Annotated in this window: 28 protein-coding genes; 8 read left to right on the forward strand and 20 right to left on the reverse strand. The window is 41.4% G+C overall.

Features of this window, described 5'->3' with window-relative positions; genetic code table 11:
- Positions 1 to 6 precede the first annotated feature (6 nt).
- On the reverse strand, positions 7 to 882 hold the full coding sequence (locus tag POV27_RS18810; protein ID WP_272864344.1) for a LysR family transcriptional regulator: 876 nt from the start codon (positions 880 to 882) through the stop codon (positions 7 to 9).
- 98 nt (positions 883 to 980) lie between these two features.
- On the opposite strand from POV27_RS18810, the gene POV27_RS18815 reads away from it, so the two are divergent.
- Entirely contained in the window at positions 981 to 1,706 is a 726-nt protein-coding gene (locus POV27_RS18815; protein WP_272864345.1) for an SDR family oxidoreductase, read from the forward strand.
- A 71-nt stretch (positions 1,707 to 1,777) separates the two neighbouring features.
- Positions 1,778 to 2,629, forward strand: coding sequence for a type 1 glutamine amidotransferase domain-containing protein (locus tag POV27_RS18820; protein ID WP_272864346.1), 852 nt, complete (start codon positions 1,778 to 1,780; stop codon positions 2,627 to 2,629).
- Positions 2,630 to 2,761: 132 nt separating this feature from the next.
- On the opposite strand, the gene POV27_RS18825 is transcribed toward POV27_RS18820, so the two are convergent.
- The 14 genes from POV27_RS18825 to rsfS all read right to left on the reverse strand — a co-directional run bounded on the left by POV27_RS18825 (position 2,762) and on the right by rsfS (position 14,266).
- Positions 2,762 to 4,492: a tetratricopeptide repeat protein gene (locus POV27_RS18825; protein ID WP_272864347.1), complete on the reverse strand. Its 1,731-nt coding sequence runs from the start codon at positions 4,490 to 4,492 to the stop codon at positions 2,762 to 2,764.
- Positions 4,493 to 4,620: 128 nt separating this feature from the next.
- Positions 4,621 to 5,223 (reverse strand): MarR family winged helix-turn-helix transcriptional regulator, encoded by a 603-nt coding sequence (locus POV27_RS18830; protein WP_272864348.1) that lies wholly within the window; start codon positions 5,221 to 5,223, stop codon positions 4,621 to 4,623.
- Between the two features lie 57 nt (positions 5,224 to 5,280).
- Complete coding sequence (locus POV27_RS18835; RefSeq protein ID WP_272864349.1) at positions 5,281 to 5,544, reverse strand: DUF2024 family protein; 264 nt, start codon at positions 5,542 to 5,544, stop codon at positions 5,281 to 5,283.
- Between the two features lie 3 nt (positions 5,545 to 5,547).
- Positions 5,548 to 6,276 (reverse strand): hypothetical protein, encoded by a 729-nt coding sequence (locus POV27_RS18840; protein ID WP_336375848.1) that lies wholly within the window; start codon positions 6,274 to 6,276, stop codon positions 5,548 to 5,550.
- Positions 6,277 to 6,337: 61 nt separating this feature from the next.
- Positions 6,338 to 6,571, reverse strand: coding sequence for a thioredoxin family protein (locus POV27_RS18845; protein ID WP_272864350.1), 234 nt, complete (start codon positions 6,569 to 6,571; stop codon positions 6,338 to 6,340).
- 116 nt (positions 6,572 to 6,687) lie between these two features.
- A complete protein-coding gene (locus POV27_RS18850; protein WP_272864351.1) occupies positions 6,688 to 7,494 on the reverse strand; it encodes a CPBP family intramembrane glutamic endopeptidase in 807 nt (268 codons plus the stop codon).
- A gap of 9 nt (positions 7,495 to 7,503) precedes the next feature.
- Positions 7,504 to 8,334: a hypothetical protein gene (locus POV27_RS18855; RefSeq protein ID WP_272864352.1), complete on the reverse strand. Its 831-nt coding sequence runs from the start codon at positions 8,332 to 8,334 to the stop codon at positions 7,504 to 7,506.
- 54 nt (positions 8,335 to 8,388) lie between these two features.
- Positions 8,389 to 9,402 carry a tetratricopeptide repeat protein gene (locus POV27_RS18860; protein WP_272864353.1) on the reverse strand — a complete coding sequence of 338 codons (1,014 nt, stop codon included), beginning with the start codon at positions 9,400 to 9,402 and terminating at the stop codon, positions 8,389 to 8,391.
- Positions 9,403 to 9,488: 86 nt separating this feature from the next.
- Positions 9,489 to 9,755 (reverse strand): acyl-CoA-binding protein, encoded by a 267-nt coding sequence (locus POV27_RS18865; protein WP_272864354.1) that lies wholly within the window; start codon positions 9,753 to 9,755, stop codon positions 9,489 to 9,491.
- A gap of 3 nt (positions 9,756 to 9,758) precedes the next feature.
- The gene (locus POV27_RS18870) at positions 9,759 to 10,409 is read right to left on the reverse strand and encodes a phosphatidylserine decarboxylase family protein (RefSeq protein ID WP_272864355.1); all 651 of its coding nucleotides are present in this window, start codon (positions 10,407 to 10,409) and stop codon (positions 9,759 to 9,761) included.
- Entirely contained in the window at positions 10,399 to 11,205 is an 807-nt protein-coding gene (locus POV27_RS18875) for a phosphatidate cytidylyltransferase (RefSeq protein ID WP_272864356.1), read from the reverse strand. Before POV27_RS18875 ends, POV27_RS18870 begins: the two co-directional genes overlap by 11 nt.
- A gap of 3 nt (positions 11,206 to 11,208) precedes the next feature.
- The gene (locus POV27_RS18880; RefSeq protein ID WP_272864357.1) at positions 11,209 to 11,811 is read right to left on the reverse strand and encodes an LUD domain-containing protein; all 603 of its coding nucleotides are present in this window, start codon (positions 11,809 to 11,811) and stop codon (positions 11,209 to 11,211) included.
- Positions 11,812 to 11,925: 114 nt separating this feature from the next.
- Positions 11,926 to 13,878, reverse strand: coding sequence for an ATP-dependent zinc metalloprotease FtsH (gene ftsH, locus POV27_RS18885; RefSeq protein ID WP_272864358.1), 1,953 nt, complete (start codon positions 13,876 to 13,878; stop codon positions 11,926 to 11,928).
- Positions 13,879 to 13,894: 16 nt separating this feature from the next.
- A complete protein-coding gene (gene rsfS / locus POV27_RS18890) occupies positions 13,895 to 14,266 on the reverse strand; it encodes a ribosome silencing factor (RefSeq protein WP_272864359.1) in 372 nt (123 codons plus the stop codon).
- Positions 14,267 to 14,351: 85 nt separating this feature from the next.
- On the opposite strand from rsfS, the gene POV27_RS18895 reads away from it, so the two are divergent.
- Complete coding sequence (locus POV27_RS18895) at positions 14,352 to 15,077, forward strand: biotin--[acetyl-CoA-carboxylase] ligase (RefSeq protein WP_272864360.1); 726 nt, start codon at positions 14,352 to 14,354, stop codon at positions 15,075 to 15,077.
- On the opposite strand, the gene POV27_RS18900 is transcribed toward POV27_RS18895, so the two are convergent.
- Entirely contained in the window at positions 15,074 to 15,466 is a 393-nt protein-coding gene (locus tag POV27_RS18900; protein ID WP_272864361.1) for an SRPBCC family protein, read from the reverse strand. The two genes, POV27_RS18895 and POV27_RS18900, sit on opposite strands and share 4 nt — an antisense overlap.
- Before the next feature lie 40 nt (positions 15,467 to 15,506).
- Positions 15,507 to 16,145, reverse strand: coding sequence for an orotate phosphoribosyltransferase (pyrE, locus tag POV27_RS18905; RefSeq protein ID WP_272864362.1), 639 nt, complete (start codon positions 16,143 to 16,145; stop codon positions 15,507 to 15,509).
- Between the two features lie 7 nt (positions 16,146 to 16,152).
- Between pyrE and POV27_RS18910 the strand changes: the two genes are divergently transcribed.
- A complete protein-coding gene (locus POV27_RS18910) occupies positions 16,153 to 16,782 on the forward strand; it encodes an NUDIX hydrolase (RefSeq protein ID WP_272864363.1) in 630 nt (209 codons plus the stop codon).
- Here the strand turns inward: POV27_RS18910 and POV27_RS18915 are convergent.
- Positions 16,744 to 18,492 (reverse strand): M14 family metallopeptidase, encoded by a 1,749-nt coding sequence (locus POV27_RS18915; RefSeq protein WP_272864364.1) that lies wholly within the window; start codon positions 18,490 to 18,492, stop codon positions 16,744 to 16,746. The genes POV27_RS18910 and POV27_RS18915 overlap by 39 nt on opposite strands.
- Positions 18,493 to 18,661: 169 nt before the next feature.
- Here POV27_RS18915 and POV27_RS18920 point away from each other — a divergent pair, with 169 nt between their 5' ends.
- Both POV27_RS18920 and POV27_RS18925 read left to right on the forward strand, forming a co-directional pair.
- Positions 18,662 to 19,846, forward strand: a complete 1,185-nt coding sequence (locus POV27_RS18920; RefSeq protein WP_272864365.1) for a T9SS type A sorting domain-containing protein — start codon at positions 18,662 to 18,664, stop codon at positions 19,844 to 19,846.
- Between the two features lie 194 nt (positions 19,847 to 20,040).
- Positions 20,041 to 21,255 carry a T9SS type A sorting domain-containing protein gene (locus tag POV27_RS18925; RefSeq protein WP_272864366.1) on the forward strand — a complete coding sequence of 405 codons (1,215 nt, stop codon included), beginning with the start codon at positions 20,041 to 20,043 and terminating at the stop codon, positions 21,253 to 21,255.
- A gap of 69 nt (positions 21,256 to 21,324) precedes the next feature.
- On the opposite strand, the gene rho is transcribed toward POV27_RS18925, so the two are convergent.
- Positions 21,325 to 22,944: a transcription termination factor Rho gene (gene rho / locus POV27_RS18930; RefSeq protein ID WP_272864367.1), complete on the reverse strand. Its 1,620-nt coding sequence runs from the start codon at positions 22,942 to 22,944 to the stop codon at positions 21,325 to 21,327.
- A gap of 203 nt (positions 22,945 to 23,147) precedes the next feature.
- Here rho and POV27_RS18935 point away from each other — a divergent pair, with 203 nt between their 5' ends.
- Positions 23,148 to 23,558, forward strand: a complete 411-nt coding sequence (locus tag POV27_RS18935; protein ID WP_272864368.1) for a DUF4293 domain-containing protein — start codon at positions 23,148 to 23,150, stop codon at positions 23,556 to 23,558.
- Between the two features lie 57 nt (positions 23,559 to 23,615).
- Here POV27_RS18935 and POV27_RS18940 read toward each other — a convergent pair whose 3' ends face one another.
- Positions 23,616 to 24,107 carry a metallophosphoesterase family protein gene (locus POV27_RS18940; protein ID WP_272864369.1) on the reverse strand — a complete coding sequence of 164 codons (492 nt, stop codon included), beginning with the start codon at positions 24,105 to 24,107 and terminating at the stop codon, positions 23,616 to 23,618.
- A 105-nt stretch (positions 24,108 to 24,212) separates the two neighbouring features.
- On the opposite strand from POV27_RS18940, the gene truA reads away from it, so the two are divergent.
- Positions 24,213 to 24,956 carry a tRNA pseudouridine(38-40) synthase TruA gene (truA, locus tag POV27_RS18945; protein WP_272864370.1) on the forward strand — a complete coding sequence of 248 codons (744 nt, stop codon included), beginning with the start codon at positions 24,213 to 24,215 and terminating at the stop codon, positions 24,954 to 24,956.

Raw genomic sequence — 24,956 nt, forward strand, 5'->3', positions numbered from 1 at the left:
TTTTAATTAGAGATTCTTCATTAGTTCAAAAAAGTGCTGCTTCTTTTTGTGTGCTATTAGGAAATAATCCCTCTCAGGATATTCGCTCGATTCCCATATTAATTTAAGTGATTTATTCTTGAGAAATTCTTTGGCATTTTCCAATAAGGTAACACAAATCCCTTCTGTTTTGGTCAGTTCTTGAAGCATGAAGTATTCATTGGGGATTATATAGTTTGTGAAAACTTTGGGTCTTCTCTTATTAAAGCAATGTAGCCAGAACAGCTTAATAAAAGGGTTGGTGGACATGTGTGAGAACCAGGTTTGTTGTTCTAGCCAATGTTGAACGTTACGTAGATCTTCTTTTTTTATGTGCCTATCGAGTTCGGTTGTATCAATGTTGGGGTGTCCAACAATGACCAAAGGAGAACTTAGAATTTTATGGGAGAGGGTATCAAAGGTTTCTATTTCTTGATGAATAATTGCAGCATCAATTTCTTGCTGATTTACAAGGTCAAAGAGTTTCTCGTTTATTTCTTCAAATCGGATACTTAAATGTTTAAAGCGGGTTAGTTTGTTAGATAGGAAACTTTTATACAAATGTTCGCTTATTCCCAAGACATATAGTTTTTCTTCTTTCTTCACACTCCGACTGTACATGGATTCCACTTCCTCTAGGGTGTCAAGGGATTCAATGATAAGGTTATTCAAAAATTTGGCATTCTCTGTAGCTTCTACACCCTTGGATTTCCTTATGAACAGTTTGTGGCCGACATAGGCCTCGAGCATACTCATTTGATTGCTTACGGCTGGTTGACTCATGAATAACTCTTCTGCGGCTTTTGAATAATTTCGATGCTTATATACGGCTTTAAAAGTCCTGTACCATTCTAGATTCACCATAGATATTAATTTTTTTATATCACAATGCAAATTAAGCTATTTCATTTAATATCACTTATTGCTTACACTTGCAAAGTGAAACTTAAAATCGTGATCAAATGAAAAGAATCGTATTGGTAACGGGAGCAAACAAAGGCTTAGGCCTGGAAACTGCCCGACAGTTGGCAAGAGAGGGTGCACGGGTGTTGATGGCTTCTCGGAATAAGGAAAGAGGTACGGTAGCCGTTCAAAAATTGAAAGATGAAGGGCTGGATGTAGCATTCGTACAATTAGAAGTTACAGATGACACCGAAGTAGATGAGTTGGTCGAACACATTTCGACCGATTATGGCAAATTGGATGTATTAGTCAACAATGCGGGAATCATGCATAATGGAGAGCCTGGGGGTGTAAATACCGCGGAAATTGTAGAAGCAGAAGTATTAAAGGAAACATTTGATGTGAACTTCTTCAGTCTGGTACATCTTACACAAAAATTGTTGCCTCTTCTTAAGAAAAGCGAATCCGGAAGGATTATTAATGTTTCGAGCATTTTGGGATCTAATACCGTACAAAGCGACGAGAGCTCTCCTTGGAGCGGAATTAAACCATTTGCCTACAATGCATCTAAAGCGGCCTTGAATTCATTTACAGTGCATTTGGCGGCTGCCTTAAAGGACACAAATATCAAAGTAAATTCGGCACATCCTGGATGGGTAAAAACCGATTTGGGAGGTAAGAATGCTCCATTAGAAGCAACGGACGGTGCCAAGACCTCCGTGAGCTTGTCCTCCGCAGATTTCACAGGCAAATTCGTACACAATGGTGAGGAAATAGCTTGGTAAGATTTTCAACCCCTTTAGAACAATCGCTAGGGGTCATTTTAAAATTAATTTATTGAACAAAGTTTATAGTTATGAAAAAAGTAACATTTCTTTTCGTATTAACCGCTCTTATAAATTTTCAAGCGGTTTTTGCAGCGAATATCTTGGTCGTTATCTCCGAAGTTTCGGAAATGAAACTGAAAGGTGGATACGACTACAAGACAGGTTTTTATCTGAATGAACTTATGGAACCAGTAAGAATATTTATGGATGCAGGTCATACGTTGACTTTTGCCACACCAACTGGTCTAGCCCCAACATTGGATCCCGTATCGGATACACCGGATCATTTTCTAAATACGAGTCAGGAAAACTACAATGAACACAAGGCTTTATTTAATCGCTTAATGCTAACCGATAAAGCACATAGTCCAGTCGTAAGTTTCGCTCGTATAGAGCAAATGGGTATTGAAAATTTTGATGCCATATTTATGCCTGGGGGGCATGCCCCTTTAGGCGACTTGGTCGCAAACGAATTATTGGGTAAGTTTTTGAATCATTTCCATTCCGAATCAAAACCAACGGGTTTGGTATGCCATGGCCCGGTAGCACTTTTATCTTCCCTGCCAAATAGCAAGGAATTTGAGGCTGAGTTGAAAGCAGGAAAAAAAGCAAAGCCCGGAAAAGGTTGGATTTACGAAGGCTATAACATGACCGTATTTAGCAATTCGGAAGAGACGATTGCCACCCAATATTACTTAGGTGGTGACCAGTTGTTCTACTGGCCAGAGAACGCGATGACCTATGCAGGAGGCCAGTATTCTAAAGGCACACAAGACTGGGCTCCGCATCTTGTTGTGGATAGAGAGCTTATAACAGGCCAGAATAATAAGTCGTCTACAGCAGTGGGAGAGGCCGTAATCAAACTGCTTTTGAACAATTAAATTAGGCCTTGCAACAAGAATAGTCCTTTCCAATTAATTAAAATAGAATCCAGCTTTGATTGTCACCCCGATATCAGCAACGCTGGATTCTGTTTTTTGAATCTTTACCTTGCCGTACTGGAAAACTAAGGACTATTCCATTTTCGAACTTTCGAGTTCAATATCGGCTGTGGCCCAAATGGTTTCCAGTTTTTCCGAAGTTTCGCTAAATTTTTCCGTGTCATTTAATTGTTGGTAGGCCTGTTGTAATCCATGCAAGGACCAGCCATTTTTGGGATAGGTTTTTAGGTCCTCTTCATAGGTTGCAATGGCATCTTCATAATTTCCTGCTTTTAGCTGAATGGCTCCTAAATTATGTCGTACCGAAAAGAACCAATCGGGCGGTTCCTGATATACCAAAGCGTCTTCTAGGGCAACCGCCTCTTTCAATAAGTTAATACTTTCGCCGTAGTTGCCTTCGCTGGCCAAAATATCAGCCTCCAAAACCCGTGAGGCAATTTGCAATAATTGGTGGACATTGTTGAAATCCCAAATGGTGACTGTTTCCAAGCCTTTGTCTTCCGCATACCCCTGTAGTGCCACTAATTCTTGCTTCGCTTTGTCTAAGTCCTTTAATCCAACATAGGCCATGCCATGTGCATAATGACGAATGGCATCCGGATATTTCAGGGAAACCCCTTTATTTTCCATGGCCAGGATTTCTTCCCACTTTCCAAATTTCACCATGACGTAGTAAGGGATGGTATAATAATGCTGAATGGTACCCCATCCGTCCATTTTCATTAATGCCTTATTCGCGTTTTCTGCTACTTTCTGAGCAGCCATGATACCTAATTCACTATTTCCTTCTAAGGTAGCTGTCGCGGCAAGAAAATGATAGTTATGCGGATACAGGGTTAATGGATAGGTCCCTTGAGCATGACAGGTAGTTAGGTAAGAACTATCCACCGCCACGGACCGTATATTGGCCAAGGTGCCTTTATGATAGTCACCCGTTCGTATGTAAATGTGGGAGGGCATATGGACTAGATGTCCAGCCCCTGGAACTAGATCATCGTCGTACAATTGGGCACTTCGTAATCCTCGTTCTGGGCTCGCAGATGCCTCTACAGCATGTATGTAGAAATGATGCGCACCTGGGTGAAGGGAGTCGATGGTAAACAAGTTATCGAACTCGGATATAATTTTTGGTGTCCATGCCTTGGGAGCACCTTCTATGTCCCATAGATCCCAGGGATGAAGATTCATTAGCGATTCTACGTAAAGACAGCCTACATCAGCATCTTCTGGATAAGCTTCAAAAACTCCTTTCATCGCTTTCGAATAGGCTTTATCCAAAGGCATTCTATCCGCTACTGGTTCCTTGACATAGCGTTTTGCCAGAGCTTCTATCAACTTTTTTTCCTTGAGGGTGGCGTTGTCTTTTGATAATTCTAGGGCCTTCTGAATGGCGTCATAGGCCCTTTCATAATTATCACTTTCCATCCCAGCATTGTAATTGGGCCCCAACACATAGGCATATCCCCAATAGGCCATGGCGCAATTGGGATCCAGTTTTGTGGCGTAGTAAAAGGAACGCGCTGCTTCGGCATGATTGAACCCATAGGCCAGGATTAGTCCTTGGTTAAAGTAGCGTTGTACTAAAGTGTCCTGGGTAGTGACGGGAAAGTGAAGTACATCGAGCCCTTCAATGATGGGTGCAGCATTATCAATTTTGTACCAATCTTTATCAGACAGCACCGGAGGGGCACAACCCAAAGAGATGCGTTCGGCTATAACGACTGTCTCGGTTTCTTGTGCTCGTTCTTTGCATCCAAAAAGTAATAGCAATACAATTAGGGGAAGATAGGTTTGTATTTTCATATATACGACTTTTGAACTGACGGTAGGGCAGGGAATCAAAATGTCAGTGGTTAGGTTTCAATAAAGATAAGAAGATTTAGATAAATTAAGTTTATCTATCTTGTAATCAGTCGATTGCTCTCTAATGGCTACTTGTCTTGATATTCCGGACAGTCCAATCGAATATCCTTACTCGCCAAGGGCTTTTCCAATAAATTGCAATAATCCCCATTGCCATTTTTTTCGTAGAACCTGCACTTAAAGCAAGTGCGCTGTACGGCCAATATCCCTTTTTGGTTCAGTTGAAAGATCAACTTACTTAGGGTTTGGAAGATAGCTTCTTGGTCCGCTGGATCGAGGGTGTCGATTTGTGCCTTTAATGGCCCAGCAAAATCCTGACTTTCGGAAACGATCTTTTCACCAGCTGCAGATAGCAGGATGGTGTAGCTTCGACTATCCGGAGAAGAAAAATCCTTGATGATGAGTCCCTTTCTATCCAATACCTTCACCGCGTCGCTAATGGTAGGTTTAGTCACGTTGAATTCTTTAGACAGATGACTCACATTGCAAAGTGCTTCTTTGTGAAAGGCAACGAAAATGAGAATCCGAATCTGAATGGGACTAAGGCCCATGGCCTTTGCTTTTTCCCAAAGTAAGACCTTGAAAACTTCCGAAATACGATCGAAACCTGCAATGATCTTGCTGGAAATATCCACCTGCTGTTGCTCTGGGTTAAAACTGTTGTCTTTCATAGTAGAAGCCCACCGTTACATGGGAAACGGCAGGCTAAGTTAGTAATCCTAATTAAACTAATCGCAATTTTCCATTTCGATAATATCATATCCTTTGGATTCAATTTCGTGGGCGATGGCAGGTAGTGCTTCTTCCATGTGACAGAAGCGACACTCCTTGGTGCTCAGCTTTTGTGAAGAAACAGACTTCCGCTTCAAGTAATCCATTCCATATTCAAAAACAGTGTGTTCGTCGGTAACCTCGTGCGGTACCAAAATGTCGAAATGCATGACACGACCATCATTTCGCGTTACATAGGTGTCCCAAACAGCTACTCTCATAATCTATTGCTTTACTTTATAAGGTAGGGACAGATCCCCACTTGCCACGCCGAATACTGCATATACGCCTAACATGGGAAGGTCTTCTTTACTGGTGTTTACTTGCATAAAGGCGGTAACTCCATCAAAACTGAAGTCGATTTTGCGATTCATGCGGTAATCGGGTACTACCACTCTTATGGTGTTGTTCTTTGCCGTTACTGGATATCCAGGGGAGTCCATGTACATGGGCATACCGGGATTGGTAGGAGGGAGTACAACGGTTTCGTCGGCCTTTTTAAATTGTTTTACCGAAAGACCTCCGGCAACCCGTTCGTCCGTTACCAAAACGACCCAGTGGGGATGCCAAATAACACCGTCATTGGCGTAATCTGCATCATTGTTCTCATCCCATAAAGGAGTGTCGTCGAAATCCGGGTGAGAGGTAAGGGCCAAAGCAACGATTCCCTCGGTTTGGCTGAATCCCACATCGGTAGCAGCTAATGTGGTGGGAAATACATAGCCTAAAACAGGAGCGCCATCTAATTGCCCATTTTTAACAGGAATTGTATTTCCGGCACTGCCTGTAACGGTCATTTCCCAAACCGTTATGGAAAAGTCGGGATGGTGAGTCACACTGACTTCAGTAATTTGAAAGTCGTCAGTATTGTAGGGGCTCTCCTGAGCGCAAGACGAAAGCGTTGCGCTCAAGATAAGTAGCATACTTGCTATGATTGTGTTTAATTTCATCATTTAGGAATTTAAAGGTTATCACCCTAAAAGTTAGGATTCCTAACTTTTAGGGTTAAAAAAATTAAGCTTTCAAGTCGGCCATGGAAGCACCGAAATTGATGTGCAGGGCGTTACCGTTAGGGGTTACCAACGCTGGAACGGATTGTACTCCCGTGGTCTCTGCTTCGGGGATTCGAGATGTATCTTCTCCAAGGTGTACAACTTCTACGTTTTCGGATCCGACAAGTTCGAGGATGTCATGTTCTGCGCTTACGCATACAGGACAACCGGCGTGATAAAAAATGGATTTGCTCATTGTATTATTTATTTTGGTTAATGCATTATTGCGGTGTAAATATAGTAAGGAATCATAACTAAAAAAACGTTTTAAGATTTTTTTAGCTCTTGGATGTCTGTTTGAGTAAAAGACGCCTAGGTGTTGTAACGCTCCATCAGGGATTTTCGATCGATTTTTGGAAGCTGTTTAAGCATATAAAAGAAGAAGGGTAGTACGATGAGCACACTTACAATGGCCTCGTAGGTTCTGAAGTTGGCAATTTCCTTAGTGATCACAGTGCCTGGTAAATCATCCCAGTTGGAAGCGAAATTGATAATACCATGCAAAAATCCGATGGGATAAATACTGCCTGTTCGCAATAGCATAATGGCGAATCCCACCCCGAACATGGTTGCATAAATCACTTGGGCCAGTACTGTGACAAAATGCGAGTCGGTTTGGAATAGATTGAAAAAATGCAATACCCCAAACATGAAGGCAGAAAGTACAATGGGCGCAAGTAATGACTGCTCCGAATGCGCTCCCTTAATGAGATGGGGTAAAACAAACCCACGAAAAATGATCTCTTCCGAAAAACCTACCGACATCATGGCCAGAAATAGGATCAGAACATTGATAGGATTTACATTATCAAATTGATACCCCAATACGATATATTCGGCTGGGCCCGCAAGAATGAAATAGAGAGGGATGAGAACCAGAATAGTATGTTTGGGCTTAAACTGGGTAAGTCCGGAAATCTTGGTGTATCCAAATTGGATAATGAGAAAAATTCCCCCAATAATAATGACCGAATTCTTCAAAATGTCCCCAATGTATTGCATTTTGAATTCGTTCAATCCAAAGGGCGTCAATAACTGATCGAAAGGTAATAGCAATAAAAACAGAAAGCCTCCGACCACGGCTATGCTGGAACCTAGATTGGGATTGGATGGAATCATGGTGGGGAATTATTCAGGAATCAGTTCAAAAACAGTGGTTCTTACACCTCCACTTCCCAAAAGGGAGAAATTGGTGTCAATCTCCGTATTTCCTTTGTATTCTAACCATCTTCCTTTTTCAATGGAAAATAGAGCGGTCGCTTTATGCGTCATTTTCATGTAGATGTTCTGTTCCTTGGCTTCGCCAAATAAGCTCATTGCGGCATTTCCAAAAGTGCCAGATACATATTCTGCGATATTGTATTTTATCACTGCTACAGTATCACCATTTTTTTCTCTAATCTCCTCTATGAACACCTCGTTTTCTTTTGAAAACTCTTCTCCCACAAAATTCTGATCCATAGCGATTAAATCTACCTGAAGATGCCATTTCTCACCTATGGCAACGGGTTTCGAAGGTAATTCGAATAACAACGCAATGAGATTACTTTGGGAAGTATTGTAGTAATGGCTCAGTAATTCACCGGCAGGACTTATCTTTCCCCTAAGCATCACATTTCCATTCATTGAAACCATACTAGTAAACATATTGTCGGTAGTATCTTCTTCCTCCCGAACCACTTCCATTACGATGTCTATATTTCCACGGCAGTCATTAAATAGTTTTGATGCATATTTTAGTTTGGATGCTTGAGATCGCATTTTATCAAAAGACTTACCCAATTCCCCGAACAAGGAATCCATTTTCATTTCTTTGCCTTCTGTAGGTACATGCTTCTCATCCATAATCGTTTTATAAGTAAGCGTGTCTGTTACCTTCCATTGTAGATCGTACTTTTCGGATTGTTGCGCTGAGGCTATGGAGACCAGAAACAGAAGTGGTAGTATGATATATTTCATTAAGAGCGTTTAGTTAGATAGGTGTTGTTTTCTTTCCAAAAGTTACGTTCGCCATTAATTACCCTGCAACCAATTGTCGAAGGCAATTAATTTCGCTTCATTTTCACCAAGCCATTGAAAAGAATTTTCATTCACGCCACTGGTAATGTATTTGCAATACGTCTCCATGTGATCACTTTTTGCCAGTTCGTAGAAATAGGGGATATAGAAGCCCCACCAAATACCTTCCTTTTTATCCTTTTCAGAAAGTTCTCCAAGAATCTTAAAGAAAGACTCTGTGTTTTGCACAAACATTTCGTCTTCGGTTTTACCCTTGTTTTCTTCTAGGGTTTTGGAGGCTTCCAACAGGGAGATCATTAATTCGGCAGCGCCAAATTCACTATCACCACCCGGATTAAGCAAGATATTTATATTGTTGGGATCTTCCTTGTCCTCACTAACATTGCCGCCCAAATTTTCCTGTAGCATGGAAAATACGGCTGGAGAACGTTTCGAGTCGGGTTCCAGAAACAAAAAGTAGTAGGAAGTTAATAAGGTCTGTACTTTGTTTCCCCTCCCGTTATGAATCGTGGCCAACATTAAATGGCTGCTCGCATGATTGGGGTTAAACTGAATACCTCCCATGACGTTAGATTCGGCATTGTCTAAATCGCCCAGCTTGTAATAATTTATGGCCAGGTTGTAATACAGCAGATAATGCCCCTCCGTCTTCTGAATGGCCTCTTCAAAAAATTTGATGGAGGCATCGGTATTGCCCATGACGTCCAAAGCAGATCCTTTGGTAAGGTAGGCTTGTATCATATAATCCCCATTTTGTTCCAGTACGTTATCCGAATGTTCTATTACTTTTTCATAATCTGCCTTCGAAAAATAACTCAGCGCCAATTCGTAGTGCACCAAAGCCGAATTGGGATCTATTTCCAAGGCTTTTTGATAGGTAGCAATGGCTTTGTCGAATTCACCACCGTCGTGGTATTGAATCCCTTCTTTTACAAAATCTTCAATAGTCTGTGCTAGGGCAGTAGTGCTAATAAATAATAGAGAAAGTACAATGTGAAATGATCTCATGGTAGTGCTAATGAAAGTTACTTTTACCAAGATACGTTTTTAGGGAGTGCTAAATGGAAAAGCTTCCTGTTATTGATGAATTTAGACTACTTCCTGTACAAGAAATAATGATTCACTGTTTCTACATAGAGCCTCTTGGCTTCTTCTGCCGTGAGTCCCTGGGTTTGGAACAGGGCATTGGTTTTAAAGGCATTTATAAGAGGATTGCTACTGCCAGGGGAGGATTGGTCGTTGGTGGCATGCTTGTAATAGGCATATAGTTTCAATAAGACATCGGCCGGGAAAGGATCGATGTGTTTGTTAATACTTTCCACGGCATTGGTAAAGGCGATATCCAATTCTTCGGAGGTCATGCATTAAGTAGTTGCAAGGACGCTGAGTCCTCCTTTAACTTTTTCATTCAATGAAACTTGTACGTTGGCATCTAAGGGGAGGAATACATCTACCCGTGAACCAAATTTTATAAAACCGCTGTCATTGGTTTGTGTTACGTTCTGTCCTTCTTCGGCATAATTTACGATTCGTTTGGCGAGAGCACCGGCTATTTGTCGATGCAACACTTCACCAAACTCTTCGCTTTTTACTACCACAGTGGTTCGTTCGTTTTCCTCACTGGCTTTTGGGTGCCATGCCACAAGGTATTTTCCGGGATGGTATTTGCTGAAGGTAACGTCGCCTCCTACCGGATATCGCGTTACGTGCACATTCAGCGGATTCATAAACACTGAAATCTGAAGGCGTTTATCTTTGAAATATTCTTTCTCGAATACTTCTTCAATCACCACCACTTTTCCATCTACGGGAGACAGTACCTGATTTTTGTCCGTACTGAAATTTCGTTTCGGGTTTCGGAAAAACTGAAGCACCAGTACCAAAAGTACGATTAACGTAATGAGCAACAGCATTCGGAGCCATTCTAACGTTACAAATTGATTCACGGCCAATGCGGCACCAATCACAATAAAAAAGGTGATGATAATGATCTTGTGTCCTTCCTTATGAAACATAATCCACGATTTCTAAAAATGCATAAATAAATGGGCTAACATAGATAACGCTATCCAATCGGTCGTAGATGCCACCATGTCCGGGCATAAGAGAACCGCTGTCCTTAACGCCAGCCTGTCGTTTAAATTTGGACTGTATAAGATCGCCCAAAGTCCCTAAAACGGTGACCATAACTGCCATCGCAAACCAAGCGCCCAAGCTGAGCAATTGGGTATAGTTAAAGATAAGAAATCCTGCCAAGAAAGTCCCGGCAAAACCTCCAATAAACCCTTCTACGGTTTTTTTGGGAGATACCCGCTCCAATAGCTTGCGTTTCCCGAAATTCTTACCAATCAAATAAGCAAAACTGTCATTGGCCCAGATAAGGATAAAGATACCGATGATAAGCCATACTTGATACGTTCCATTATGGTAGGGAATCAAGGTGAGAAACGTAAAACCGGCGATGAGGTAAAAGATAAGGGCAATGTATTTTTTCCTGCCGAACATGGGGATGATCTTACCCACCACCAATAGATCTTTCAGCAAGAAAAGATTCACGAATATGGCGAGGATACAGTAAAGGTAAATGGCATTTTCATCCCATACGGTATAACTTAGGAAATACAACAATACTCCTAGGATGACATAGGAGATAAAACTCTTTAAATGAACCAGTTTTTGAAACTCGTAGACCGTGATGGCCCCTAAAAGAAAGAAAAGAACCAAGAACCACTCTCGTGAAGCAAACATGGAAAATAGGATGATCGAGATATAGAGCAATCCCGAAATGCTGCGAACGATGAGTTCCTTCATAAACTATAGGTCTTCGAGTAGCAGCAAATATAGGTTTTTTGTGCTACTTCCATAACTCATAAAGTCTTTTTCCTTATCGTTCTCGAAGTCTTGAATTGTAGTAATATTACTGGGAATGTACTGCCTGCTTTGGTTTTTAATAATGCGCAATCCTTCGCTAATGCTTTCCACCAATTGACTCGTGGTTGCGAAAATGACAAAATTCGTTGGCAGTTCGTGCAACTTCTTTTCTTTTATCTGATTTGAGGATAGCAAAATAGAACCGTTATTGGCTACGAGCGATTCGCAATCGGACAAAAAGAAGGAGGATTGGGAGCCTTTGCCAAAATTGAGGTTGTACCCATCGAACTTATCGCACAGCTGGTCATTGATACAAAAAACATCCTTCTCGTACCAGTCATTTTCCAAGAGGATGTTATCAAAAGCTTCGGAGATTTCGTCCCAGTTTTCGCAGTAGAGAAACTTGCCCCCGTTTTTGTTAAAGTTGTAAGTAAACTTCTCATCCACAGGAAGTTTCTCTTCCGGGAAGTACTTGCTATGGTCAGAATTCTTGGTCTTGGGTTCCGACTTCGCACTCGATTTTAAAAGTCTCTTAAACAGACTCATAAAGGCCTAAATTGAGGAGTTTCTATACGTTAATCTTCAAATATATAAAATCTGAGGGTAAGTTTTGTAAGAAAAAATCAAACATTCCTACCCCAAAAAGTTAAAATTGAAGCACTACGTGGTAGCGATTTTCTGTTCTGGTGCCTCTTCTTCTTTTTCGAAGGGACGCTTTCCAAAAATTCGCTCCAAACTTTCCTTGAAAATAACTTCTTTCTCAAGGAGTTCATTGGCCAGTTCGGTGAGTTTATCTTTATGTTTGAGCAAAAGATCGATGGCTCTTTGGTACTGCGCTTCGATAATGTTCGATATTTCCTTATCGATCATTTCGGCTGTTTTCTCACTATACGGTTTACTGAAATTGTAATCCGTTTGACCCGACGAATCGTAATAAGTGAGGTTTCCGATCTTATCGTTCAATCCATAAATAGTAACCATAGCTCTTGCCTGCTTGGTTACCTTTTCTAGGTCGCTCAAGGCTCCTGTTGATATTTTGTCGAAAATTACTTTCTCTGCTGCACGACCTCCCATAGTGGCACACATTTCATCCAGCATTTGCTCAGGGCGCACAATTAGGCGCTCTTCTGGCAAGTACCAAGCAGCTCCCAAAGATTGTCCTCTGGGGACAATGGTCACTTTTACCAATGGAGCGGCATGTTCTAACATCCAGCTTACCGTGGCATGACCCGCTTCGTGGAAAGCGATTGCTTTTTTCTCTTCGGGGGTAATGATCTTATTTTTCTTTTCCAATCCACCCACGATTCTATCTACCGCATCCAAGAAGTCCTGCTTCCCAACCGCTTTCTTATCATTCCGCGCTGCAATAAGTGCCGCTTCGTTACATACGTTGGCAATATCGGCTCCGGAGAATCCAGGAGTTTGTTTTGCTAGGAAATCGGTGTCTAAGGAGTCGTCTTTCTTCAAAGGACGTAGGTGTACTTCAAAAATCTCTTTTCGCTCACGTACATCGGGAAGGTCCACATAAATCTGACGGTCGAAACGTCCAGCACGCATTAAAGCCTTGTCCAAAATATCCGCTCGGTTCGTAGCTGCCAATACAATGACGTTGGTATTGGTTCCGAAACCATCCATTTCGGTCAATAACTGGTTCAAGGTATTTTCACGCTCGTCGTTAGAACCGGAGAAATTATTTTTTCCTCGGGCACGACCAATGGCGTCGATCTCATCGATAAAAATAATTGAAGGCGATTTCTCTTTGGCTTGCTTAAACAAGTCACGTACACGGGAAGCTCCCACCCCTACAAACATCTCTACGAAGTCTGATCCAGACAGTGAGAAGAAAGGTACTTTGGCTTCTCCAGCTACGGCTTTAGCCAATAAGGTCTTACCCGTTCCCGGAGGTCCTACCAAAAGGGCTCCTTTCGGGATTTTTCCTCCCAAGGAAGTATATTTTGTCGGATTCTTAAGGAAGTCCACAATTTCTTGTACTTCTTCTTTTGCACCTTCCAAACCGGCAACATCCTTAAAAGAAGTTTTTACGTCGGTCTTTTCATCAAATAGTTTGGCTTTGGATTTTCCGATATTGAAAATCTGACCACCGGCACCGCCACCGCCACCGGCAGACATGCGTCTCATGATGAAAATCCAAATTCCTATAATGACAATAAAGGGTAGAAGCGTGAGCAATAGTTCCCCCCACATATTGGAGTCTGTCTTCCATTCTACATAGGTAGCCAGACCACTGTCTTCCTTAATTCCGTTAAAATTGTTCTCGAAGTTTTGAAGGTCACCAATTTCGAATTCGTATACCGGATCGTTTGGTCCGGGAGCGAACATAGTGCTGCCCGATTTGGGCTTGTGTTCTTCTTTCTGTCGCGCTTCGGGCGTAAGATAGACTTGCGCCTTGGTCTTATTTATGATTAAGATGCGCTCTACATCACCAGCCCTTAGGTATTCTTCAAATTCTCTTTGGGTCGTATCCTTGGGGCGTGTTAAGCTTCCGCCTCCAAAAAATTGGATTCCTACAAAAAGTGCAAAGATGCCAATGTAGATCCACCAGGCGTTAAACTTCGGTTTTTTAGCTTCAGGTTTTTTATTTTCTTCGGCCATAGGGCTTTTTTCTGTTTTAATAAGTAGTTTCTATCGTCACCGTCTTGGCATCTCCCCAAAGACCTTCAATATCGTAAAATTCGCGTATATGTCTTTGGAAAACATGTACTACCACGTGCACAAAGTCCATCAATACCCATTCTGCATTGTCGCGTCCTTCAATGTGCCAGGGTTTTTCTTTAAGTGCTTTGCTAACGGTTTTTTGAATTGAGTTTACAATGGCATTCACCTGTGTGTTAGAAGTACCATTACAGATAATAAAATAATCACATACTGTATTTTCTATCTCCCGAAGGTCCAAAATCTGAATATCCTGTCCCTTTACCTCTTCAATTCCTTTAATTATTTGTGTTACAAGTTGATCTGTGCTTGCTTCTTTTTTTGCCATTCAAACGTTTTAATACAACAAATTTATTACTTTTTTGTTTCTTGCTGCCGATTTCCGCGGCAACATTAACACAATATTAATTCCAGTGAATATAATCAAACTTAATGCCATTGGCTCTACAAATGAGTACTTAAAAAATCTGAGCAAGGAAACCAACTTGGCAGATGGTACTGTAGTGATGGCCAAAGACCAGACCAAAGGCCGTGGACAAATGGGCACTTCCTGGTGGTCCGAATCGGGGAAAAGCCTAGCATTTAGTGTGTTTAAGAGCTTCGAAGGTATTGCATTGGACCAACAATTTACGATAACAATTCAGGTGTCATTGAGTTTGATAAAATGCCTGCAACAATTTGGCATACCCAACCTATCTGTAAAGTGGCCTAACGACATTATGTCAGACGGAAAGAAATTATGCGGGATTTTAATTGAAAATCAGGTGCAGGGAAATCGTGTTACAGCAACAGTTGTTGGGATTGGGTTGAATGTAAACAATAATGCGTTCCCAAAACTTCCGAAAGCTACCTCTATGCTATTGTCGAGCGGTCATACTTTCCCTGTGGAAGGGGTGTTTCAAACCATTATCCAAGAAATTATAGGGGGATTAACCCATTTTTATGCCGATCATCACCATTTATTTGGCATGTACGAAGAATCCTTGTTCCGAAAGGATCAAGTTTCCGTTTTTTCAGCCAATGAAAAACAGTTCAATGGTATTATCAGGGGCATTAGCCCCATGGGTGAATTGAAAGTGGAATTGGAAGATGAAGCGGTACAAACGTATCGCCTCAAAGAAATTCAATTGCTTAATTAAAGCTCGCTCAATTTGGTAGAAAGGGTCTCTAAAAACTTGGTGATAGGACCTTTTACCATCATGGCCATCATGGGATTGAATTTCCCTTCGAATAACAATTCAACTTCAGAGGAAGTATCGGAAACTTCAGTAATATTACCTGTTAGGGTAAATGGAATTTTATCGCTAATAGCTCCCAGAACAACTTTGGTAGGGGCCACAACTTCTTTTAATTCTAAAGCGATTTCTGGCATTCCACTCAATGCGAATACAAAAGCGTCTTCACGGATTACTTCAAACTTTGCGATATTATCTGGCATAAGATGTTCGAAGTTTTTTACATCGCTTAGATACTCATAAAGACCTTGCGCAGATTTCTGTACGCTTACTTTTTTACTTTTTATTTCCATAAGGGGTATTTCGTTTGTGGGAGTATGACAAATAGTGTGCCTATTTCCAATTGGCAGGATCGACTCGCCATTCTGCCAGTGTGGTGGCTTCTTCGGCAGTGATATAATGCGATTTTTCCGCTTGTTCCAGCAAGTTGTCGTAGTTACTTAAGGTGTTTAAAGAAAGGCCTGATTTTTCAAAATTTTCTTCAGATATATCGAACCCATACGAAAATATGGCGACCATTCCTTTTACTTGGGCATTCGCTTCGCGCAAAGCATCTACGGCCAAAAGGCTACTTTTACCTGTACTGATAAGGTCCTCGACCACTACTACCGTTTGGTTTTCTTGAAGGTTGCCTTCAATCTGGTTTTGCCTACCGTGTTTTTTGGCCTCTGGCCGTACATAGCAGAAGGGCAGATTCATATAATCGGCTACCAACATCCCAATTCCGATGGCACCTGTTGCTACACCAGCGATGATATCGGGTTTTCCGTACAATTCTTCTATTTGATTGGCCAAATGTTCCCTTAGGTAATTCCGAATGGGAGGGTACGATAGGGTAATTCTGTTGTCGCAATAGATGGGAGACTTCCATCCAGATGCCCATGTAAATGGGTTTTGCGGTTGCAATTTAATTGCATTAATTTGCAAAAGTAATTCGGCTGTTTTCTGAGCAGTTTCCTTATTTAGAACCATTGTGCAAATGTATAAAGTTTTTGTGAAAGACATCCCCATAATTCTTTCCACACAGAAAAATATAGGGAAGCAGTATACCGCCATTCCGCTTAAGTTTGCCCGTTTTAAGAAGATCATTAAGAAGATCAATAATGGGAAGCTCGTTTATGTAAATCTTTACCATAAAAACGAGGAAAAAATTGAGAAATTCCTAAGAGAAAAACTTCCACTGGTAGAAGCTGCCGGAGGTTTGGTTTATAACAATAAAAAGGAAATCCTTTTTATACACCGGAATGAAAAATGGGATTTACCCAAAGGACATTTGGATAGGGGAGAGACGTATGAAGACGCAGCCAAGCGTGAAGTAGAAGAAGAAACAGGGGTGAAGGATTTGGAGGTAAAACGATTCCTTCAGAAAACCTACCATGTTTTTAGAAGGAATGGTGAGTTTCTATTAAAGGTAACCTATTGGTATGAAATGTATACCGAATATGATGGAGATTTGAAACCTCAAAAGAACGAGGGTATCAAAAAAGTGAAATGGAAGAATTTTGAAAAAACCCAAAAGGCCCTTCAGAACTCCTATGAAAACATAAAACTGCTATTTCCGAAGGAATACTTAACCACCCACCCGAACGATAGGGTACCGCAGGTGTGATTTTTCATAATGCTCGGATTGCTTGTGAAGCCAATCCAATTGTGCCCACCAATTACTGGCAAAACTTTCGTCACTCGCTTTCTTGGCTTCAAACTCTGCTTTTATATCTGGATTCTCAGCCAATAATGCCAATGCTTTGTCTTCCCAAACATACGGGGAGAAACCTTCTTTTTGCTGAAGAATGGTATCGAAATAGTTCCAATTGAAAAAGGAATCGGGTGCCGTAGGCTCTAGGGTTTCCAAAATATATCGAATACCGGGTTGCTGTGTGTTTAAGATGTAATCCCCCTTGGTTACTTGCATTTCTTCCTCGAACATCTCCACTTCGGTGTTGTAATGTTGGTAGTGGCCTTCATAAGGACTTCTTCGCGATTCATAATTTTTGATACGATATACCTGCACCCTGTAGGTAGTATCCTTTTGAATCTTTGAATATTTAATGTTGTTATTTTTAAGTTGTTCTACGACGTTCCAATACCCCTTCGGAATGATATACTTCTCGGGAATAGTTACCGTAGTGGTTGGGGTAAAGTAATTGTAGTAGGTAACATCCTTTGTAAATGGTTGATTTCTGTCGTATTTCAATCGGTCGGCACCCGTAATCTCGCTAGGGACCATTTCCCCTTCATATCCTTTAAACGATAGGGTAGTAGTCTGGCTGCTGTCCACTTTCCAATTCAATGGGTATTCATCTCCAACTTTGAAGCGGGTTTTGGCATTTTTTCGAAGTTCCTTAATGACTTCTGCTTCATTATCGGCAATAGCAATAAAGCTGGTCATAAGCTCGTATGTCCCTTCTACCCGGTCTTTGTAAGGTTTCAGCATATGGGTTTCTACCATCATTCCTAATGTATTGAACAAGGTGGTATAACCCGTAGAATATCTGGGGGAATCCATAAACTGGGAAAATCCACTTTCTGGGGTCCTTCCCCAAACGTTTACATAAGGCGTTATATCCCACTTTTTAACTGCCAAGGAATCCTCCAGTTGCGGCATGAAGCTGGTGTGCAGGTAATTGCCCAAAGGGCCTCCCAATTTATTGTGTTGCGTGAATAGGTGGGTGAGGACATACTGGTAATCGGCTCCGTTACTCACGTGATTGTCGATGAATAGGTCGGGATCGAGCGCCTGAAAAATATCGGCAAAGGCGCGGGCATTTCGGGTATCAGCCTTGATGAAATCCCGGTTTAGGTCGTAATTCCGGGCATTGCCGCGAAATCCGTATTCCTTAGGCCCATTTTGATTGGTTCGGGAGCTTGAATTTCTATTGAGTGCCCCTCCAATATTGTACACAGGAATAACAGCGACAATGGTATTCTCTGGGGCTTTTAATGTTCCGTTTGCAAAATCCCGGATGAGCATCATGGAAGCGTCGATCCCATCGCTCTCGCCCGGATGTATTCCATTATTGATAAGAATGCTATTTTCCCGCTTGTCATCGGAGAATTCAGATTCGAACGATCTATTGGGGTTGAAGGTCACCAGATGTAAGGGTTCGCCACTATCGGTGCGCCCCATTTTATACATGGATACACTGGTATATGCCTCGGAAAGATTTTCGTAAAAGGTAATAACTTCTTCATAGGTGGCAGTTTCGGTACCTTCGGTTTTTTCGAATCGGGTGGTGAAATCGAAATCGGAAGGGCTTTCGTTAGAACCGCAGTTGGTAAGTAATAAAGCGCCCAAAAGAAGAACGAAGATTTTTTTCATGGGAAATTGACTTTGCTCAAAGATAGATAAGTATGCAAAATAAAGGAAGGGATACACATTTAAGTTTAAAGGAGTCGTAATTTATGTATCTAGAGTAAGGGGGCAAGATCTATCTTAAGAAGTAAGGAATCTATTTTTTATCTTTGGGTAAACACATAACAAAACCAATATGAAAAAGAAAATTACCCTACTAGCCCTTCTTCTGGCGACGACCTTCGCTTGGGCCCAAGATAGTGCTGCCTTGGAGAGCCTATTGCAGCGTTACGAAAACTTACCAGATTCTCCCCTTAGTTTCGATCATGTAATGAATGCAAATTTCTCGGTAGAAGAACAGCAAGTACTGTTGGCTCATTTTAAGGAGATAAGAGAAATTCCTGCGGCCAACAGGGCTTCTTCCCTTCCCGAACTATTCTATGTACAGAACATACGAGGGGATGCCGATTCTTTCGGAACCATTAACGGAGCTCCACCATACGATACCTTCAACCTGATCAATGCGAATGGGCTCAATACTTTCGCTGATGATTTTGACGGGAATGATGTCCTTTATGCACTTGATTACGATTCGGATAATATGACAGCTGCCCTTGTGTCCATAAATACGGATACGGGAACCTTTGCAGTTGTAGATGCGGTTGCGGGGTTGTCTACGGGGCATGCACCTTCGGGATTGAGTTATAATTTCGACGATGGTGTAATGTACGCCCTTTCTACCGATGGAAATGGAACCCAATTGTACAGTATGAACTTACTTACGGCAGTGGTAACTCCTATCGGAACCGGAACGGGAACCAATGTGGGAATCTGGTTGGAAATAGATAATGACGGAAATGCTTGGATGGCAGATGCATTTAGTGACCAATTGTATTCGGTGAATCTTTCTACAGGAGTTGCTACCCCCATAGGTCCTTTGGATATCAATATCAATTTTGCTCAGGATGCGAGCTATGACCATGAGAACGGGGAACTGTTTATGGCTGCTTATTTCGGATCTGGGACCGGAGGAATTTATTCGGTAAATACAAATACGGGATTGACTACGTTTATTGGCGAAACAGATGCAATGGACGCAGAGTTTGGTGGCTTTTCTGTTCCACCACCTTCTTTAGGGGTTGAAGACATTTTGGAGCAAAAAGTTTCAGTATACCCTAACCCGATGCAGAATGAATTGAATTTCGACATCCACTCTGGAATTGAAATCACTCAAGCCAGATTGTACAATGTTCTCGGTGAAGACATGGGGATTGGGTATAGCAATGGATTTATGAATGTGTCTGCCTTACCAAGAGGTGTTTACATCCTGATTATGGAAACTACAGAAGGAAAGCTGAGTCAGAAACTAGTGAAGCAATAGATTTCACCACATAAAACTAAAAAGGGCCCCGCAATGCGGGGCTTTTTCTTTTTCATATTTGAATTCAATGAACACAGATATGAAATTTGTCAGTACGCATATGCAGACTCTATTTTATATGCGCACCGGAGTATTTAGTTTTATCTGAAGAAAGATCGAAAATGATCTCTCGTGATCATCTAAAAAACATTGACATGAAAAAAACTACAATTAGCTTAGCGGTACTTATTTCAACATGTATGTTCTTCCAAGGATATGGACAAGAAGTAAATCTGGAGGATTGCATACAACGTTATGAAGACCTTTCCGGTACAGCATTGAGTGAGCACGACGTGCTTCAAAATTATTTTAATTCAGAAGAAAGGGAACTATTATCCCATTACCTTGAACAACAGCGATTGGAAGCGATCACGCAAAGTCCTATGCATGAAGGCCAACTTAGCCATACGTTCTATGTTCATGATATTAGGTCTACCGGGAATCTTACATTTGGTACGCTCGATGGAGAAGCTCCTTTCGATGCCATAAATACTATTATCGAACCTTTGTCGGCAACTTGTTTTGCTGGGGATTTTGATAATACAGGAACTTTATATGCCTTAACCACAGAACCCGATCCTGTAAATGGATTTCCCTATGTCAAGGATTTAGTAACTATAGATACAACTGATGGGTCTGTAACGGTTATTGGAGATATGAGCACTTATATGGGGCAAGATGTTCCTACGGGACTTACATTCGATTTTACTACCAACACGATGTACGCAACAACAGGAGATGTTTTATTTGAAGTCGATTATGTTAACGGAACGGCAGCGCCAATAGGTAGTTTTGACACTGCAGGAGGCGTAGTGATTTGGTTGGAAATTGATAACAATGGAAATGCGTTTGCTGCAGATATTCAGGACGATTCATTTTATTCTGTCGATTTGGATACAGGAAATGCAACCTTAATCGGTCCTTTGGGGGTGGATATTTCCTTTGCCCAAGGAGCCGCAATAGACCCTGTTACGAACACTCTATACATGGCAGGCTATCAAGGAGGGGGTGTTGGAGCGATTCATTCCATAGATAAAGTAACGGGAGTTGCTACTTTAATTGGTGAAACTACTCCATTGGATGTAGAATTAGCGGTTATGTCCATTGAAGGAATCCCAGATCTGGGTGTGGAAGACAATAGTAGGTTCTATATTAAAACTTACCCCAATCCTGTAACTACAGAGCTCACCCTAGAAGGTCTTGCTGGAATTGCAATTGAAGAAGTGTCTGTTTTCGATGTTCTTGGAAGAAATATGGGAATAGAAATGATAAACAGTAAAATCAATTTTTCTCAATTACCAAGAGGTATTTACATACTTAAAATTAATACTTCTGAAGGGGTTTTAAGTCAGAAGGTAGTTAAACAATAGATAGGTTTTTTAGGTTTAAAAAGAAAAGCCCCGCAATGCGGGGCTTTTTTATGGAATGTATCCAGAACATTAGCTGTTCATGGATATTAAGAATTCTTCGTTGTTTCGGGTACGTTTAATTCGGTCGTTAATAAACTCCATAGCTTCTACAGGATTCATATCGGCCAAGTACTTTCGCATTACCCACATTCTTTGAATGGTATTTTCATCCAATAATAGATCGTCTCTACGCGTACTGGATGAGGTAAGGTCGATTGCAGGGAAGATTCTACGGTTGGAAATTTTTCTATCCAACTGCAGTTCCATGTTACCGGTTCCTTTAAATTCTTCAAAGATTACTTCGTCCATCTTAGATCCCGTTTCGGTCAGTGCCGTAGCAATGATACTCAAGGAACCTCCGTTTTCGATGTTACGTGCTGCTCCAAAGAAACGTTTTGGTTTGTGAAGTGCATTTGCATCCACACCACCACTCAAGATCTTACCACTAGCAGGCTGTACTGTATTGTATGCACGTGCTAGACGTGTAATGGAATCGAGAAGGATTACCACATCGTGTCCACATTCTACAAGACGCTTTGCTTTTTCAATCACCAAATTGGCAATACGAACGTGCTCGGACGCTTCTTTATCGAACGTAGAAGCTACTACTTCCCCGCTTACATTTCGCTGCATGTCGGTTACCTCTTCAGGACGTTCGTCGATTAGCAAAATGATCTGATAAACTTCTGGGTGGTTTGCCGCGATACCATTGGCGATGTCTTTCAATAACATGGTCTTACCCGTCTTTGGCTGGGCCACGATCATTCCCCTTTGTCCTTTTCCAATAGGAGAGAAGAGATCGATAATTCGGGTAGAGACATTGCCTTGTCGCTCGGCGATTTTAAATCGCTCCTCCGGGAAAAGGGGAGTAAGGTGTTCAAAAGAAACACGGTCTCTCACCACATTGGGCGAAAGTCCATTAATCTGGTTTACCTTAATAAGCGGAAAGTACTTTTCACCTTCTTTGGGTGGACGAACTTCCCCTAATACGGTATCTCCTGTTTTCAGACCAAAAAGGCGGATTTGCGATTGGGAAACGTAAATGTCGTCCGGTGAAGACAGGTAATTGTAATCACTGGAACGCAAGAATCCATAACCATCCTGCATGATGTCCAAGACACCTTCGCTTTCAATGATTCCTTCGAATTCGAAGTCAGGCTCGCGGTAGCGGTTTCGGGTATCTTTATTCCCGTTTTTGTCGCTTTTGCCTTTGTTAGCCTGTTGTTTTTGCTGGTTGTTTTTGGGTTGTTGCTTAGGTTTTTGCTCAGCACTTTCCTTTACCTCACCATTGTTTTGGTGCTTTTCTTCCTCAGCTTGTTTTTTGGGAGCGTTGTCCTGTTTGTTTTGCTGATTTTGCTGATTTTTTTGGTTTCGCTGGTTGTTGCGATTGTCATTGCGTGGGGTACGCGGTCTGCGTTCCCTTGAATCACTTTTTTGGCGAGGTTGTTTTTTCTCTTGTTTTGCTTCTGCAGGTTTTTCTTCCACAGCTACTGCCGCTTTTACAGCCGAAGGATTGGCCGCTTGGTAATCTAAGATCTGATATACCAAATCGAGCTTTTTTAAGCTACGATATTTTGGGACACTCAAGGTCTTTGCAAGCTCTTGAAGTTCGGGCAGCTTTTTCGATTTTAATTCTGAAATTTCGAACATTTAAAAAATGAATAAATAAAATTAATTGCGATAAAGAATATCTTACTTGATGTAGGTAAATTAGTTGAAAATAAGTCGAAGACTAAGTAACCTTATTTGAAATGGTTACGAACTGTTAGTGCAAGTATACAACAATAATTTAAAACAAGTAGTTAATTTCTTCAAAAGAAACCCTATTTTTGCCCTCGGTATATAAAAAAGCAATGTTACAACGCATACAAACCATATATATGATTCTAGCTGCCCTATCCATGGGGGCTTTGTATCAATGGTTTCCATCCCTAACGGACGATTCTGGGGCCGTGGTGATGGCCAAAAATAACCCCTTATTATTGGGTCTTATGGGCGGTGTGGTATTGTTGTGTATCCTTTCAATTTTAAACTTCAAAAAGCGGCAATTACAATTTGTGTTGAACCGCTTGGCAATCATATTAAACTTTGTATTACTGGGAGTTTTCGTATATCGATCTCTAACCGTATCCGGAGAAACCTTGGTTTCTGAGAAGGGTATTGGGATGCTACTTCCCATCATTTCTATCGTTTTTTTAGTGCTGGCCAATAAGGCCATTAAAAGGGACGAGGATCTCGTAAAATCTGTAGATCGTTTACGTTAAAACTATTGCTTAGTATTATTAGTGCGAAACCCCCAAAGTATGCCAGCTTTGGGGGTTTTATCTTTTAAACTCGATCACTTCCAGATTCTTTATTTCCTTTCCGTCTATTTCGAAACGCAACATCGTTCGTACTTTCTGAAAGCCATGTTTACCAATGGCACCGGGATTCATGTGTAGCAATTTCAGCTTAGGATCGGGCATTACCTTGAGAATATGCGAATGTCCCGTAATGAACAATCGTGGTGGATGCTCCCTTATTTCCTCGCGGATTCGAGCATTGTATCGCCCTGGGTAGCCGCCAATATGGGTAATCCAAACATCCACGCCCTCGCACATAAAACGGTTGTCCAGAGGAAATTCGGTTCGTGCCTTGGCATCGTCTATATTTCCATATACAGCACGAATTGGTTTTAGCTTTTTTAAGGCATCGGTTACCTTGAGGTCGCCAATATCGCCTGCATGCCAGATTTCATCGGCTTCCGAAGCGTACTTCAGTATTTTGGTGTCTATATAACTATGGGTGTCGCTAAGTAATAAGATTTTGGTCATGCTACACGGGCTATGGCTTTTACAAATGTAATTTATTAAGAAAGGATTAACCTTTTTGCCGAGGGTGTATTTTGTATTTTTACTGAAATTTTTGAAAGCATTCCCTTGCGGTATTTTATTGAATTATCATACAACGGAAAAAACTATCACGGCTGGCAGATTCAACCCGATGCCGTTAGTGTACAAGAGGTTTTGGAAAAGGCCATTTCTACCTTGCTCCGTTCCGAGATAAAGATTACAGGAGCGGGAAGGACCGATACTGGAGTACATGCCAAACAAATTTTTGCCCATTTCGACGCAGAAGGGATCGAGGATTTGAATCACTTTCGGTTTCGATTGAATGCTTTCCTCCCAAAAGATATTGCGATACATCGTATTTTTAGAGTTAAGGAAGAGGCACATGCACGATTTCACGCTACCGAGAGGGAGTATAAATATTACCTGGCACTTCAAAAAGATCCCTTTTGGGAAGGCTTTGCCTATTTCGTGCATCAGAAGCCCGATGTTGATCTTATGAATGAGGCAGCTCAGGTTCTATTGGACTATCGAGATTTTCAATGCTTTTCTAGATCAAAAACCGATGTAAAAACGTATCATTGTGATATCATAATGGCATCTTGGGAATCTAACGAAGATCAATTGATTTTTACCATTAGGGCAGATCGATTTCTTCGTAATATGGTAAGGGCCATTGTAGGAACCCTATTGGAAGTGGGTTATGGAAAAATGACGTTGGAAGAATTCCATGAAGTAATACAGAGCAAAGATCGTGGAAAGGCTGGTGCCTCGGCTCCCGCTACCGGATTGTACCTAACACAAGTGGTCTATCCAGAAGATATTAAATTGTAA

Source organism: Aureisphaera galaxeae, from assembly GCF_028561275.1.
GTDB classification, from domain to species: domain Bacteria; phylum Bacteroidota; class Bacteroidia; order Flavobacteriales; family Flavobacteriaceae; genus Aureisphaera; species Aureisphaera galaxeae.

Excerpts from the sequence above, each read along its gene's own strand:
- POV27_RS18835 (WP_272864349.1), bottom strand. The coding sequence starts at position 5,544 with ATGAGAGTAGCTGTTTGGGACACCTATGTAACGCGAAATGATGGTCGT.
- POV27_RS18865 (WP_272864354.1), bottom strand. The coding sequence starts at position 9,755 with ATGACCTCCGAAGAATTGGATATCGCCTTTACCAATGCCGTGGAAAGT.
- POV27_RS18860 (WP_272864353.1), bottom strand. The coding sequence starts at position 9,402 with ATGAGATCATTTCACATTGTACTTTCTCTATTATTTATTAGCACTACT.
- POV27_RS18920 (WP_272864365.1), top strand. The coding sequence starts at position 18,662 with ATGAAAAAGAAAATTACCCTACTAGCCCTTCTTCTGGCGACGACCTTC.
- POV27_RS18855 (WP_272864352.1), bottom strand. The coding sequence starts at position 8,334 with ATGAAATATATCATACTACCACTTCTGTTTCTGGTCTCCATAGCCTCA.
- rsfS (WP_272864359.1), bottom strand. The coding sequence starts at position 14,266 with ATGGCAAAAAAAGAAGCAAGCACAGATCAACTTGTAACACAAATAATT.
- POV27_RS18870 (WP_272864355.1), bottom strand. The coding sequence starts at position 10,409 with ATGTTTCATAAGGAAGGACACAAGATCATTATCATCACCTTTTTTATT.
- POV27_RS18935 (WP_272864368.1), top strand. The coding sequence starts at position 23,148 with ATGTTACAACGCATACAAACCATATATATGATTCTAGCTGCCCTATCC.
- POV27_RS18915 (WP_272864364.1), bottom strand. The coding sequence starts at position 18,492 with ATGAAAAAAATCTTCGTTCTTCTTTTGGGCGCTTTATTACTTACCAAC.
- POV27_RS18875 (WP_272864356.1), bottom strand. The coding sequence starts at position 11,205 with ATGAAGGAACTCATCGTTCGCAGCATTTCGGGATTGCTCTATATCTCG.
- POV27_RS18850 (WP_272864351.1), bottom strand. The coding sequence starts at position 7,494 with ATGATTCCATCCAATCCCAATCTAGGTTCCAGCATAGCCGTGGTCGGA.
- POV27_RS18925 (WP_272864366.1), top strand. The coding sequence starts at position 20,041 with ATGAAAAAAACTACAATTAGCTTAGCGGTACTTATTTCAACATGTATG.
- POV27_RS18825 (WP_272864347.1), bottom strand. The coding sequence starts at position 4,492 with ATGAAAATACAAACCTATCTTCCCCTAATTGTATTGCTATTACTTTTT.
- POV27_RS18880 (WP_272864357.1), bottom strand. The coding sequence starts at position 11,811 with ATGAGTCTGTTTAAGAGACTTTTAAAATCGAGTGCGAAGTCGGAACCC.
- POV27_RS18940 (WP_272864369.1), bottom strand. The coding sequence starts at position 24,107 with ATGACCAAAATCTTATTACTTAGCGACACCCATAGTTATATAGACACC.
- pyrE (WP_272864362.1), bottom strand. The coding sequence starts at position 16,145 with ATGGTTCTAAATAAGGAAACTGCTCAGAAAACAGCCGAATTACTTTTG.
- POV27_RS18900 (WP_272864361.1), bottom strand. The coding sequence starts at position 15,466 with ATGGAAATAAAAAGTAAAAAAGTAAGCGTACAGAAATCTGCGCAAGGT.
- POV27_RS18820 (WP_272864346.1), top strand. The coding sequence starts at position 1,778 with ATGAAAAAAGTAACATTTCTTTTCGTATTAACCGCTCTTATAAATTTT.
- POV27_RS18845 (WP_272864350.1), bottom strand. The coding sequence starts at position 6,571 with ATGAGCAAATCCATTTTTTATCACGCCGGTTGTCCTGTATGCGTAAGC.
- POV27_RS18815 (WP_272864345.1), top strand. The coding sequence starts at position 981 with ATGAAAAGAATCGTATTGGTAACGGGAGCAAACAAAGGCTTAGGCCTG.
- rho (WP_272864367.1), bottom strand. The coding sequence starts at position 22,944 with ATGTTCGAAATTTCAGAATTAAAATCGAAAAAGCTGCCCGAACTTCAA.
- ftsH (WP_272864358.1), bottom strand. The coding sequence starts at position 13,878 with ATGGCCGAAGAAAATAAAAAACCTGAAGCTAAAAAACCGAAGTTTAAC.
- POV27_RS18910 (WP_272864363.1), top strand. The coding sequence starts at position 16,153 with ATGTATAAAGTTTTTGTGAAAGACATCCCCATAATTCTTTCCACACAG.
- POV27_RS18830 (WP_272864348.1), bottom strand. The coding sequence starts at position 5,223 with ATGAAAGACAACAGTTTTAACCCAGAGCAACAGCAGGTGGATATTTCC.
- POV27_RS18840 (WP_336375848.1), bottom strand. The coding sequence starts at position 6,276 with ATGATGAAATTAAACACAATCATAGCAAGTATGCTACTTATCTTGAGC.
- POV27_RS18810 (WP_272864344.1), bottom strand. The coding sequence starts at position 882 with ATGGTGAATCTAGAATGGTACAGGACTTTTAAAGCCGTATATAAGCAT.